Below are 13,162 nucleotides of genomic sequence, written 5' to 3'. Positions count from 1 at the left end.
CCCGGTCGGGTGGTCTTCCGGTGTCCTGGGCGTAGAGACAGGGCCTCCAGCACAGCTCATGGGTGTCAAATCCAACCGGGCGGCAGGAGGCCCTGTTCTCGCAGTTGTACGCTGCGGGGAGGCCGGTTCGCTGAGGATCGAGGCGAGCCCGGCGGAGTACCGGCGGCTCCTGGCCTGGGGCCGCCGCTGGCCGCAACGCGAGTGGGCGGTCGAGAACGCCAACGGACTCGGCCGCCACCTGGTCCAGTGGCTCGTCGCCCGCGGCAAGACCGTTGTCGACGTTCCGGCCTCGGCGACCAGCCGCGTCCGTCAGCTCACCCGCGGCGGCGGCCGCAAGAACGACCGGATCGACGCCGCCGCCGCGGTCACGGCCCACATCCACGGAGACGGGCGCGAGGTGAACAGGGACGACCACACCACGGCCCTGGCCCTGCTCGACGAACGACGCGTCAACCCCGCCCAGGCCCAGGCCCGGGCCCGCACCGTCAATCAGCTACACGCGGTACTGCGTGATCTGCTGCCCGGCGGGGCTCCGCCGCAGCTGTCGGCGGACCAGGCCACCGCGCTGCTGCGCACGGTCCGCCCCGCCGGCGACGTCGAAAAGGTCCGCAAAGACCTTGCCCGCGACCTGGTCACGGAGATCCGGGTGCTGGACAAGCGGCTCACGGAGAACGCCGTACACATGGAGGAACTCGTCGAGTCCTCGGGCAGCTCGCTGATGAACACGCCCGGCGTCGGGCCGGTACTTGCGGCACGGCTCGTCGGCCGCGTCGGACGCGCCGGCAGGTTCGCCACCGCTGCCGCGTTTGCGAACTACGCCGGCACCGCCCCGATCGAGATCGTCAGCGCGGACAAGGCCCGCCACCGGCTCTCACGCTCCGGCGACCGTCAGCTCAACTCCGTCCTCCACACCATTGCCGTCACCCAGATCCGTATGCCGAGCGCCCCTGGACACGCCTACTACCAGCGGAGACTCTCCGAAGGAAAGACACCAAGGGAAGCCAAGCGCTGCCTGAAGCGCCGTCTTGCGGACCATGTGTGGCGCGTCATGATCGCCGACGAGCGCAGGTCCAAACACCGGCTGCCTCAAGCGACTTGACGAGACACAGAGGCACCGGTTGCCACCGAAGGTGGTTTCGGTGGTTCGTACCCAGCAGATGTTCCACACTGGGGAGGTGGCAGTGGTCGCCAACCATCGCCGGATCACCGGTACAACCCCGCCGTCCACGAATCCGGCTGCGCCTCTGCCAAAGACTGTTGCCCAACACCTCGCACTGACCGAAAGATCACCAACAGCACCGCTTATGTGATCCAGAGTCGGTATTCAGGGATCAGTGACGTGAGCGATCTGCGATGCAGTGCGGGGCCGGCACCCGCCTGGGCGCCGTTCGACCGCCAGGCGAGCCACTCGGTGAACAACGGCTTCTGGCGCTCACGTGCTCCTGCGCAAGCATGTGGCGCAGGAGCACCTGAGCCGGGCGGTTACACCAGTATGCCCTGCAGGTTCCGGCGTTTCGGCGGTGGTGTCCGGCCCTGCGATGTGGAGAGGACGTACTGCGCGTACAGGATGGCCGTGGTGAGCACGATCTGCACGGCGCGGCCCAGGGTGTCTCGTCTGTAAGCAGACAAAGGGTGGGGGTCCCGGTAGCCCTGGGGATGACGGAGGAGCTCGTTGAAGCGGTCGCTCAGGGAGCCCCAGTAGTTCTCCATCCCGGCGTAATGTGCAGGCATGTTGAAGGTGGTGCCATAGGGGCCGATGGCCAGGGCGATGGAATCCCGGATGGGACGGAATCGAGCTGCTTCCGAGATGAGCTGGGTCATTCTCAGGGCTCCGCGCGCCCTGTCCTGGTTGTTGAAGTTCGGGTTCTGGCTGTAGAGCATCATGGCGCCCGCGTTCATGGTTTGGTAGTTGATCGCCATGTCCGCACGGTTTTCACCGGCAGCGGTTTGGAGCGAGGAGTAGTTCTCGCTGGCAACTTGCTGCCATTCCTTGGCGCCTAGCCGCTCGGGGTTGCCATCGGAATTGGTCACCATTCGTGAGCGCTCGCCGAAATCGGGCGTGTTGTTCGGGCGGTTGCCGAGGTAGTAGTACGTGTTGTTGTGGGACCACCAGCCGAGGAGGTACAGGTTCCTCCGGTCCAACTGCAGGCGCACAAACCCTCCGGTGTACATGTGGATGTCCACCTGGAGGAACCGCGCCGGGTTGTTCGGGTTGGTGTGCTGCACCTGATAGGCGTTCCCGGCACCTGGCACGATGCTGGATTGGCCGTCGTTCATGACGATGCGGATGCTGTTGATGAAGTTGACGTACGCTGAGCCGGAGTCTTCCCCGAGACGGAAGGTGGGGTTGCCGTCCTCGGCATGCGCGCTCTGCACCGCGCCGCGCGGGCCGACCAGGCCCAGGAGCAGCGCTAGCAGTACGGTGACGGCGACGTAGATGGTCAGCCTCGCGCGGCTGCGCGGTGGCGTAGGGGCGATGATGTCAGTACTCACGTTCTTCCTTCGTGGGTGAGTGACAGGTGACCGCGTCAGGTGCGTCTGACGGGGTCCGCGTGGGGCTGAGGCGGTAAGGGGCGCTGCGCCGCGTCGACAACGTTCGGGTCGTCGTTCATGCGGTAGCCGGCACGAGCCCCTCGGTCAGAGGCTCGGGCGCCGCCTGTGCGCGGAACCCGGAGCCGCCGTGGCGGGCTTCCTGCATCTCGATGCGTGTCATGGCCACGCCGATGACGGCGTGGATGGTGTCGTAGGTGCTCTTGCTTCGGCCGTAGACCGGCTGTCCGACGCTTGTTCGCCGCCAGTGGGGTCGGCCTACGGTGCCGTGTACGCCTCGACCACGAGCTTGCCGGGGTAGGCGGCGAGCAGCGGGTCGGTGACCGATGCGGGAGCGTCGGTCTCCGCCACAATCCGGTCGCGCATCCCGTCGTAGTAGACGGCCAGGTTGTAGGTCTCGTCGCCGCCCGGCTGTATCTCGGCGATGACCGTGTCCTGGATGTCTTGGATCTCGGCGAGCGTGAACAGTGGACTCTTGGCGGTGGTGGGGGATGGCCAGTCGGTGGGGATGTCGCCGTATTCGCTCGTCCACCCCGGTGGCTTCTGCAGGTCGTCGATGTTCCCGGCGTAGTCCGAGGGGAAGATGATGACCGGCCCGATGCTGGGGTCCTGGAATGCCGTCAGCGCGCAGTTGTAGTCGGCGAGGGCCTGCAGCTGCTCCCACTGCAGTTTCGTCAGGGCGTCGTTGACACCCCCCGTTGCGGGCCCGGCGGGTGCGGTCACCATTTTGCCCGCGGTCGCCTGCGAGGGAGTGCACTCGGCCGGGGGAGGGTTGTCGCCGGTGTACGCCTCGACCACGAGCTTGCCGGGGTAGGCGGCGAGCAGCGGGTCGGTGACCGATGCGGGAGCGTCGGTCTCCGCCACAATCCGGTCGCGCATCGCGTCGTAGTAGACGGCCAGGTTGTAGGTGGTGTCGCTGCCCGGCTGTACCTCGGCGAAGACCGCGTCCTGGATCTCAAGTCTCTGGGCAGCCGTGAACAGCGGACTCTTGGCGGTGGTGGGGGAGGGCCAATCGGTGGGGGTGTTCCCGAATTCGTCGACCCAGTCCGGTGGGGCCTGCAGGTTGTCGATGTCGCCGGTGTAGTCCGACGGGAAGATCATCACCGGCCCGATGTCGGGGTCGTCGAAGAGCGCGAGCGCGCCGTTGTACGAGGCGAGGGCCTGCAGCTGCTCCCACTGCTGCTCGGCACCGGTGGCCACGGCCTGCACCTCGGAGGAGGACAGGGCCCGGTCGTAGACGCGGAAGTCCCGCATCCGGCCCTTGAAGTACAGGTCGCTGGAGTACAGTGACCGGCCGATGTAGTCCGCGGTGGTCGCCCCGCCGCCGATCGCGCCAGGGGTGATCGTCACGTTGGTCTTGCGGGCTTTCTCGACCCCGTTCTCGTACAGGATGCCGGTGTTGCCGGTCTGGGTGTACGTCACGTGCTTCCACATGCCGCGGTCGAGTTGGTAAGAGTTGCCCGACGGTTGGATGTCCTGCTTGGCGGTGTAGTTGGTCATCGACAGCGAAGTCCGGAAGGTGTTGCCGGTGGTGAACAGATATCCGTTTCCGCTGCTGCCGCTGGTGTTGCCGAACCCGTAGAAGAAGTACGGCTTGCCCATGGTCGGGTCGATCCACACATCGAACGCGACGGTGATCGAGCTGAGCCCGGCCATGATGTTGTCCGGCGCCTTGATGTAGGTGTTGGAGCCGTTGAAGCCCATCCCCGCGCCGTCCCAGCCGGTGGTGCCGTTGACCGTGCCGTCACGGCCGTGGCCCGAGGAGTCGTGTGCGACCGTGCCGGACGTCTCGTCCAGCTTGTACCGCAGCACCAGGCCGTTGGTGATCTCGGCCTGCGCCGGGGCGGCGGTGGCCAGCGCGCCGGTGGCCAGCGCGAGGGAGAGGACGGCGACGGTGCCGGCGGACATCCGCCGGCACAGCGCGGCCCCCGCGCGGGCCGGACCGGAGACGGCCGGGGCGGCGGCGCCGCGACGCAGCGCGGCCACGGCTGCGGTGGCACTCGCGAATGGCACCCCGATGAGGCGCTTCGGTCTCATGGTTGATCTCACTTTTCACCTTTCTGACGCGGAGCGGATCGAGAACCGCTCTGATCTCCCGCCAAAGGGAGAGGTTTTCGGCCGGACTTCCAGACTTTTCCTGTTCCACCGTCTGTGCTTCCCGACGGGGAGGATGTCGAGGCCGACAGGAATTGGTATGCATTGCGTTCCTCGGGTCCAAAGGGGCAGACGGCAGTGGGAGGGCTCCCACGCCTGGCTCGAGGTATTCCAACTTGGTATTCCTGGGTTCAGAGGGTGTATCAAGGGAGGCGGACTGCGCCGTGTAACGAGCGGGCCGTGCTCACGGCGGCGTGTACGTGCTGACCGGCGGGTGTGCCTGGCGGCAGCTGCCGGAGGCGTTCGGGGTGTTGCCCGCGACTGCGCACCGCCGGTTAACCGCATGGACCGAGGCGGGGCACCGGACACCGCGACGGCCGACGGGATGCCCTGGGCCTCGGACAGTCACATGCAGGCGAACACCCACGACAGCGAGTGGCTCGGTCGACACCGCTGGAAGATCGAACGGTCGATTGCCTGGCTGTTCGGTTACTGCCGGGCTCACCGTCCGGTACGAGCGAAAGGGATCCCACTTCCTTGCTCTCTTTCGCCGCGCTGCCGCCCTGGCCTGCTACAAGAAGCTCGCGAAACTCACCACATGAAACACCCTCTTAAGGGAAATAATTCAACCGGGGGAGGTGAAGCTCTTCCTTTGTATACGCGGCCCGTTCGCGGAATCGGAAGCCGTTGTAGTGGGCTTCCGTCGCGATGGGCGTCACATGAGAAGGATCGGTGCGGGGTCCGCCCCGGACCATCCCTGGTTCTAGGGAGTTTTACGGGGTAGGAGCCTGCTTCGCTGTCCACCAGGCCGCGATCTGGGTACGGGAGCCGAAGCCGAGCTTGGCCAGGATGTTCTTGACGTGACTGTCCACCGTCAACGGGGAGAGCACCAGCTCGGCGGCGATCTGGCGGTTGCTCTTGCCCTGGGCCACCAGCGCGGCCACCTCCCGCTCCCGACGGGTCAGCGGGCTCGGAGTGGTGGCCAGGGCAGCCGGTTCAGTGTCGGCGCCCAGGGCATAGTCGATGGCCCGTCCAGGGCCGTCGTGGCCGTCGCCGTCCGCGAGCGCCCTCTCGTACGCTGCCGGACCCAGGGCGTGTATGACCGTTTCCTCACAGTGCGCGTGGTACTCGGCCAGGGGCGGGCCGAACGCGGAGATGGTGGTGCTGGTGTCCCGCCACAGGGCACGCACAGTACCCAGTAGCCGCCCCGCCCGCTCGTGGTCGCCGCCGGAGGCGGTGATCCAGGCGAGCAGGTCCAGCATCAGTGCCGCCCCGATGTAGTCGTGGAAACCCCGCTCGATCTCCAGCCCGGCCCGGGTCAGCGCCATGGCCTCCTCCCAGTGGCCGCGTACCCAGGCGTCAAGGCCCAGCATCCACAGTGCGTGCGCGTGGCACCACCGCTCTCCGTGCGCCTGTGCGATGGAGGCCGCCTGCCTGCCGGTCTCCGCCGCGCGCGGGTCTCCCAGCTGGAACTGGGCAGCGGCCAGCTGGAACAGTGAGAAGACCGCTTCGGGTCCCTCGACCATCTCTGCATGGGTGGCCACCGCGCCCTCGAGCAGGGACACGGCCTCTTCCAACTTCCCCCGAAACACCGCCGACGTGCCGCGCAAGCTCTGGACGTTCGCACGCACCGCGGGATCGTCCAGCTGTTCGCCGAGCTGCCCGGCTTCGGTCAGCCACCGGTCGGCAACAGGGTGATCGCCCTGTAGCAGCGCCACCCAGGCGGCGGCCCACAGCGCCCGGGCCCGGGCCCGGGTGGGTTCGGGCGCCGCCGCGAGTGCCCGGTCGAGCCGGCGGCGTCCCTCGCCGAGGAATCCGCCGACGCACCAATGGAAGCGCAGCGCCGCGGCCAGCGCCAGAGTGGCCTGCGGGTCGCCGCTGTGGTCCAACGCCACCTGCAGATTGCTGTGTTCGGCGCGCAGCCGGGCCAGAGCCTCCTCCTGGCCGGGGCCGTACCAGCTGTTGGCCACGCGTTCGGCGAGGGCGAGGTAGAAGTCGTGGTGGCGCCTCAGCAGCCGTTGCTCCTCGCCGGATTCGGCGAGCCGTCGTCGACCGTAGTGGCGGATGGTCTCCAGCAGCCGGTAGCGCGGCAGCCCCTCGTGCTCGGTGGCCAGGACGACGGACTGGGCCACCAGCCGGTCGAGGACATCCACCACGTCGTGCCGGGTGATGCCCTGCCCCGCGCAGATGCCCTCGGCCGCGCCCAGAGCGAACCCGCCGGCGAAGACCGACAGCCGGTTCCACAACAGCCGCTCGGCGGGGGAGCACAGCTCGTAACTCCAGTCGATCAGCGCGCGCAGCGTGCGCTGGCGGGGGCGCGCGGTCCGGCTGCCGCCCGTGAGCAGCGCGAAACGGTCCTCAAGCCGGTCGACCGTCTGCTCGACGGTGAGCGTACGCAGCCGGGACGCGGCCAGCTCGATCGCCAGCGGCAGCCCGTCCAGGTCGGCACAGAGTCGGGAGGCCCCGGCCCGGTTCCGGTCGGTGATCCGGAACTCCGGCCGGACGGCGGTGGCCCGGTCCCGCAAGAGTTCGACCGCCTCGTCCGGCACCGACAGCGGCGGCACGGTGAGGACGTGCTCGCCCGCGATGCCCAGCGTCTGTCGGCTCGTCGCCAGAATGTGCAGCTCCGGAGCGGACGACAGCAGCGTCTGAGCCAGCTCGGCGCAGGCGTCGACCAGATGCTCGCAGTTGTCCAGCACGATCAGTGCCCGGCGCCCGGCCAGATACCCCGCGAGCCGGTCGAGGGCGGGCCTGGCACCCAGATCCGGCATCCCCAGCGCCGCCGCGGCTGCGTCTGCCACCGCCGACGGCTCATGCACCGCGGCCAGGTCGACCAGCCACACCCCGTCCGCGAAGGCCCTTCGCGACGCGGTGGCCGCCTCCAGCGCCAGTCGCGTCTTGCCCACGCCGCCCATTCCGGTGAGCGTCAGCAGCCGTGCCGGGCCGAGCAGGCGGCGGATCTCGGCGATGTCGCGCCGCCGGCCCACGAAGGAGGTGAAGGCCGCGGGTAGGTTCCCCGCGGCCGGGGTCACGTTGGGCAGAGGGCTTCGCCTCCCAGCGTCACGCAATCATGCCTGGAACATCCAAGAGAACGTGGCGGCCGACGACACCGCCGCATGCCGCCGGTGCGGGCACGCCGTGGGCAACCATCGCCACGGCGCACGCCCAGCCGCCGCAGACGCGCCTGAGGCCGACCCGGCGGGGCCAACGGCCCGGCATCCTCGATCCGCACCGCCCAAGCAGGGCCGGGCACCGAGCGAAGCAAGAGCACTCCCCTGCCTGGATGGCCCGCCCCAAAGGCGCGCAAACCAGTTCACAGTGCCACCTTAGCCTTTGGGTGCCGCTGCGCAGCCCGCCCTCGGGGCCGGGTCATCTACCGCCCGCCATGTCCGTGGCGATCTCCCGCAGCGGCGCGGGCACGATCGCCGGACTGACCGCTCTGGGCAGCCTGCCGTCGTGGTCTCCTGGCGTCGGCTGCGGACAATGAGCAAGAGCACAACGCGCTCCACCTGGAGAAGACCGGGGCTGCCGTCGCGCTGGTGAAGGAGCGGGGCAACGACGGGGACCTGGAGCCTTCCTTACGTTGCCCAACAACAGGTGAAGATGGCCCAGGCAACTGCCTCCCTCCGCAGCCCCGACATGGCGAGGCACCTCGGCGATGGTCTCCTGCGCGTCAGCCTGGGCAGCTCATACTCCTGGGACGCCGTGCGGCGCATGCTCCTTCTCGCGCGTAGCCCAGCCGGTGAAGTCGGCTCGGGCGTGCTTTCGGTCTTTCGACCGGTGCGTGTCCCCCGAGCCGCTTCTTGAACCGAAGGCATCCGGCTTGGCATCGCACCCGGCTCTCAACAAGTCCCGGGGCTTTGTGTTGTTGTCTCAACCTGTGGTCGGCCAGGGCCAGGGCCTGCCCCTTTGGTCGTGCGAGGCGGATACCCCGGCGCGGTACGGCCGCGGGTGCTGGCCCGGGCACGCGGGCAGGACGGGGTGCTACCGGGTGGGGAGCGCTTTGTTGAGCCAGGTCAGCAGGTCGCTGACGACTTCCTGGCTGTTGGTCTCGTTGAACAGCTCGTGGCGGGCTTCGGGGTAGGTACGGTAGGTGACGTCCCTGAGGCCGGCCTGTCGGTAGCGTTCGACCAGCAGGTCGCTCAGTGCAAGGTTTGCGTTCAGTGGGTCGTGGTCACCGACCAGGACACAGACGGGCAGGCCCGCCGGGATGTCCCGGGGCTTGGCGAGCCGTGCAGAGGCTATTGCGACATCGCCCATGCCTTGGGGGTCAAGGCTGAAGCCGCACATGGGATCGGCGAGGAAGGCGTCGACGGCGTCGTTGTCGCGGCTGAGCCAGTCGTACGGCGTCCGGGCGGGTTCGAAGGCCTGGTTGAGGGCGGCCACCGGGTCTCCTTCCGCGTTCACCTGGGCCGCGAGCATCACGTCGACGGCGGTCGTGCCGGCGAGGACAAGTGCGTCGATCAGGTGTGCGTGGTCCAGCACGTACTGCTGTGACGCGAACGAGCCGAGGCTGTGGCCGAGCAGGACCAGGGGAAGCCCGGGGTGCTTGTCGCGAGCGATGCCGGAAAGGGTTACCAGGTCTTCGACCAGCCTGTTCCAGCCGTTGTCACCGAGATGTCCGGGGGCAGCGTGCCTGCTGAGGCCGTGCCCCCGGTGGTCGTCCGCGTACACGGCGAAGCCCTGTGCGGTCAGCGCCGCCGCGAGCGGCGCGTAGCGGCCGGCGTGTTCACCCATGCCGTGGGCGATCTGCACGATGGCGCGCGGCGGTGTGCCGGGCAGCCATTCGTGCACGTGGATCCGTACGCCGTCCTTGCTGTCGAAGGTGAACATCGAGGAACTCCTGAAGATAGGGATGTGGGCAGGCGGGAATGACCCGGCCGGGTCGTCAAGTGTTTGAGAGGTGTGATTGCGTCGACGCGCAGGTGCGGCCTCTACGCAGGCCGCAGCGGGTTCAGGGGTGCTGTTCGCCCAGGTAGCCGGCCACGATCCGGGACTGGTCGGCGCTGAGCTCCTGAGCCGTCGCGTGCGTGGTGATCTCGCCGTGCGAGAGGACGTAGCCGCGGTCCGCCACCTCAAGGGCGAGGCCCACGTGTTGCTCGACGAGCAGGACACCGCACCCGGTGTCGTCCGCGAAGCGCCTGACGATGGGCAGCAGTTCCTCGACGATGATCGGGGCGAGCCCCAGGCTGAGTTCGTCGAGCAGGAGCAGTTTCGGGCGGCGGGCCAGCGCCCGTCCCATGGCGAGCATCTGCTGTTCTCCGCCGGAGAGAAGCCCGGCCTTGCGGTCCTTGATACGGGACAGGACGGGGAAGTAGGCGTAGGCCGCAGCCTCGTCCAGCCGTTCGCCGCGGTGGCCGAGGCGCAGGTGTTCCGCCACGGTCAGTCCGGAGAAGATCCCGCGGCCTTCCGGCACATGGGCGATACCGAGCCGGGCGCGGACAGCGGCTGGGATCTTGTCGAGGGACGTTCCGTGGAAGGCGATGGTGCCGGCCGAGGGGCGCAGCAGCGCGGAGATCGCCTTGAGAGTGGTGGTCTTCCCGGCTCCGTTGGCCCCCAGGAGGGCGACAACCTCTGCTTCGGCGACGGTGATGTCGAGGTCACGGACGACGGGGGCTCCGTCGTATCCGGCGGTGAGTCCCGTTATCTCCAGGACGGGTGCGCTCATGACGTCTCCGGTGTGCTGCTCGGCTGGACGGCGGATGCGCCTAGGTAGGCGGTGATGACGGCCGGGTCATTGCGGACCTGTGCCGGTGGTCCGGAGGCGATCACCTTGCCGAACTCCAAGACCACCACGTGGTCGCAGATGCCCATCACCAGGCCCATGTCGTGGTCGATGAGGAGCAGCGCGGTGCCGGCGTCCGCGACGGCCCGCAGGCGGAGCCCGAGCTCGGAGCTCTCAGTGGTGTCCAGGCCCGCCGCGGGTTCGTCGAGACAGATGAGGCGAGGCCGGGCTGCCAGGGCTCGGGCCACGCCGACGAGCTTGCGCTGTCCCTGGGACAGTTCGTGGGCCGAGGAGTCCGCGAGATCGTGGAGCCCCAGGGCTGCGAGAGAGTCGGAGACCGCGGAAGCCGGGGGTGTGCGGCGGCCGAAGGTCTCGCCGAGTGCGGTCCACCACGGCGGGCGCTCCGCCGTCACCTGGAGATTCTCCGCCACCGTGAGGTCCTCGAAGAGTTCGCTGCTCTGGAAGGTGCGGGCGAGGCCGCGCCGGGCCCGGGCGTGAGGTGGCAGCGGGGTGAGGTCCTGACCGTCCAGTTCCACTCGTCCGCGGGCGTTGACCAGGCCGCTGACGGCGTCGACGAAGGTGGTCTTGCCGGCACCGTTGGGGCCTATCAGCCCTACGAGCTGGCCTTCCTCGACCTGGAGGGTCACATCGCTCAGTGCGTGGACGCCGCCGTAACTGACGCCTACCGATTGGACCGAGAAGAGTGTCACGGCGCGACCTCCTTGGCGTCGAGCGTGGTACGGCCGGGGCCTTCCCCGGCGGAGCCTGTGCCGACCGCAGTGGCGGTCCGTCCGGTGGATGGCGCCGTGGCTGCCGCGCGGGCGGCCCGTCTGGCTGTCTTGCGGCGGTGGTTGGCGCCCGCGATGCCGTCCGGGTTCGTGATCAGTGTCACGATCAGGGAGACCCCGCCGAAGAGCAGAGCCCAAGTCCCCTTGATGCCGAACCACTTGTCCAGCGCGTGCGGGATCAGTGCCTCGGTGGACAGCAGCCCGGCGATCACGGCTCCCGACACCATGGTGATGCCGCCGATGTAGGCGAATCCGATCAGGCCGAGTGCGGCCAGCGCGGTGAATCGGGCCGCGCTGACGGAGCCGAAGTTGTAGCCGTACAGGGTGCCGGCGGCGCTGGCGATGAACGAGCTGATGGCGAAGGCGGCGATCTTCACGGCCCGTACGTCGACTCCCGCCGCGGCGGCGGCCCGTTCGTTGGAGCGTACGGCGAGCATCCGCCGACCGAGTCCGGTGCGCCGCAAGTTGGCCACGTACAGCCCGAGTACGACGGTGACGGCCAGGGCGAGGAAGCCGAACATGGGGCTGGGCTCGTTGCCGTCCAGGCCGCGGAAGTCCGCTCCCGGGCCGAGGTCCACCCCCAGCAGTCGCGGCGGGGGGACCGACACGCCCGCGGTGCCGCCGAACGAGGTGTTGGTGAACAGGGCTTGTTCCATTGCCAGGGCGGCGGCCAGGGTGACGACGGCCAGGCTCACGCCGCGCACCCTTAGCGCGGAGATGCCCGCGACCACTCCGAGCAGGGTGGCCAGCAGCGTCGCGCCGAGGGCGGAGAAGGGGAAGGGGATGTGCAGCCGGATCGCCAGGTGGGACAGGACGAAGCCCGCGGTGCCGGAGAGTGCGAGCTGCATCACGGAGATCTGTCCCACGTAGCCGGTGATGACGACGTACGACAGGACGATGACCATGCCGATCATCGAGTTCGTCAGCGCCTGGCGGAAGTCGAAGGGCAACACGATCAGGGCGATGGCAGCCGCAGTCGCGGCCAGGACAGCGGGGCGCAGCAGCCGTTCGGGCAGCGGGACGGCCGGAAGGCGTTGTTCGACGAGTTCGCCGCGGCGTGGCAGGCCGGCGCCGCGGACGTACAGGGCGACGATCATGAGGATGAAGATCAGGAGCTGCTGGAGACCGGGCATGGCGTTGCCGTTGTCGGTCGGGAACCAGCTCTGCGTGGACAGGTAGTACAGGATCGACTGCATGACGCCGATGAGGATGCCCGCGGAGCAGGCGATCCACAGTGAGGTGAATCCGGCGAAGAGCGCCGCCGCCAGGGCAGGGACCACCTGTAGGGGGAGCGTGACGGAGTCGATCTGGATGATGGGCGCGGCGAGGACCCCGAGCATTCCGGCGGTGAGGGCGGCCAGGAGGGTGTTGGCCATGGAGACGCTGTTGGGTGACAGGCCCGCCAACAGGGCTGCTTGTTCGTTCTCCGAGGCCGCGCGGGTGGCGAGTCCGAAGCGGCTCCACCGGTACGTGGCTCCGAGAGCCAGTGCGACGGTGATGACCAGGGCGGTCAGGAGGAACCGGTCGACCGGAGTGGTGACGCCCAGGACGGTGACCGGGTCGGCGGGCAGGATGCTCGGTGCCTGCTGTGGCTGGGTGCCGAAGATGAGCAGCACGGTGGCCTGCAGGGTGAGCAGAATGCCGAGCGATGCCGCGAGCTTGGCCAGTGGCGAGACGGTGCGTAGCGGCTTGAACACCGCGATCTCGGTGAGCACCCCGACTGCGAGCGCGGACCCCAGTGCCCCGGCCACAGCCGGGACGGTCGGCACGGAGAATCCGAAGAAGCCGGTGCGCAGGGCCCAGAAGACGTAGCCGGAGACCATGGCGACGGCGCCGGTGGAGAGGTTGATGATGCCCGAGCCCCGGTAGGTCACCACGACCCCGAGCGCGATGCCCGCGATCAGCGCCCCCTGGCCGAGGCCGAGCACGGCGAAGAGCAGGATCTGTTCCATTCATGACTCCTGAGATGCCGCGCCTGTGAGACCGGCCGGGGGAGGCGGACGGC

The 13,162-nt window shown here is 68.7% G+C and carries 8 protein-coding genes; 1 reads left to right on the top strand and 7 read right to left on the bottom strand.

Translation table 11 applies throughout. The features are described 5' to 3' along the window. The first annotated feature begins 58 nt into the window (after positions 1-58). Positions 59-1,099 carry an IS110 family transposase gene (locus ABZ725_RS37310; RefSeq protein WP_358806840.1) on the top strand — a complete coding sequence of 347 codons (1,041 nt, stop codon included), beginning with the start codon at positions 59-61 and terminating at the stop codon, positions 1,097-1,099. Between the two features lie 383 nt (positions 1,100-1,482). On the opposite strand, the gene ABZ725_RS37305 is transcribed toward ABZ725_RS37310, so the two are convergent. The 7 genes from ABZ725_RS37305 to ABZ725_RS37275 all read right to left on the bottom strand — a co-directional run bounded on the left by ABZ725_RS37305 (position 1,483) and on the right by ABZ725_RS37275 (position 13,109). Then, complete coding sequence (locus ABZ725_RS37305) at positions 1,483-2,493, bottom strand: ribosome-inactivating family protein (protein ID WP_358806839.1); 1,011 nt, start codon at positions 2,491-2,493, stop codon at positions 1,483-1,485. Positions 2,494-2,808: 315 nt separating this feature from the next. After that, complete coding sequence (locus tag ABZ725_RS37300; protein ID WP_358806838.1) at positions 2,809-4,587, bottom strand: LamG domain-containing protein; 1,779 nt, start codon at positions 4,585-4,587, stop codon at positions 2,809-2,811. Positions 4,588-5,417: 830 nt separating this feature from the next. Further along, entirely contained in the window at positions 5,418-7,676 is a 2,259-nt protein-coding gene (locus ABZ725_RS37295) for a LuxR C-terminal-related transcriptional regulator (protein ID WP_358806837.1), read from the bottom strand. 952 nt (positions 7,677-8,628) lie between these two features. Beyond that, a complete protein-coding gene (locus ABZ725_RS37290) occupies positions 8,629-9,477 on the bottom strand; it encodes an alpha/beta hydrolase (protein WP_358806836.1) in 849 nt (282 codons plus the stop codon). Positions 9,478-9,598: 121 nt separating this feature from the next. Beyond that, a complete protein-coding gene (locus tag ABZ725_RS37285; protein WP_358806835.1) occupies positions 9,599-10,312 on the bottom strand; it encodes an ABC transporter ATP-binding protein in 714 nt (237 codons plus the stop codon). After that, the gene (locus ABZ725_RS37280) at positions 10,309-11,079 is read right to left on the bottom strand and encodes an ABC transporter ATP-binding protein (RefSeq protein WP_358806834.1); all 771 of its coding nucleotides are present in this window, start codon (positions 11,077-11,079) and stop codon (positions 10,309-10,311) included. The genes ABZ725_RS37285 and ABZ725_RS37280 overlap by 4 nt, the downstream gene beginning before the upstream one ends. Next, positions 11,076-13,109, bottom strand: a complete 2,034-nt coding sequence (locus ABZ725_RS37275) for an ABC transporter permease (protein ID WP_358806833.1) — start codon at positions 13,107-13,109, stop codon at positions 11,076-11,078. Before ABZ725_RS37275 ends, ABZ725_RS37280 begins: the two co-directional genes overlap by 4 nt. Positions 13,110-13,162: the final 53 nt, after the last annotated feature.

It is taken from the genome of Streptomyces sp. NPDC006872 (assembly GCF_040635845.1).
Taxonomy (GTDB): domain Bacteria; phylum Actinomycetota; class Actinomycetes; order Streptomycetales; family Streptomycetaceae; genus Streptomyces.
Note: the sequence above shows the minus strand (reverse complement) of the source record. Positions and strands in the feature narration are given on the sequence as shown.

Coding starts and splice junctions, on each gene's coding strand:
- ABZ725_RS37310 (WP_358806840.1), top strand. CDS start 59: ATGGGTGTCAAATCCAACCGGGCGGCAGGAGGCCCTGTTCTCGCAGTT.
- ABZ725_RS37275 (WP_358806833.1), bottom strand. CDS start 13,109: ATGGAACAGATCCTGCTCTTCGCCGTGCTCGGCCTCGGCCAGGGGGCG.
- ABZ725_RS37285 (WP_358806835.1), bottom strand. CDS start 10,312: ATGAGCGCACCCGTCCTGGAGATAACGGGACTCACCGCCGGATACGAC.
- ABZ725_RS37300 (WP_358806838.1), bottom strand. CDS start 4,587: ATGAGACCGAAGCGCCTCATCGGGGTGCCATTCGCGAGTGCCACCGCA.
- ABZ725_RS37290 (WP_358806836.1), bottom strand. CDS start 9,477: ATGTTCACCTTCGACAGCAAGGACGGCGTACGGATCCACGTGCACGAA.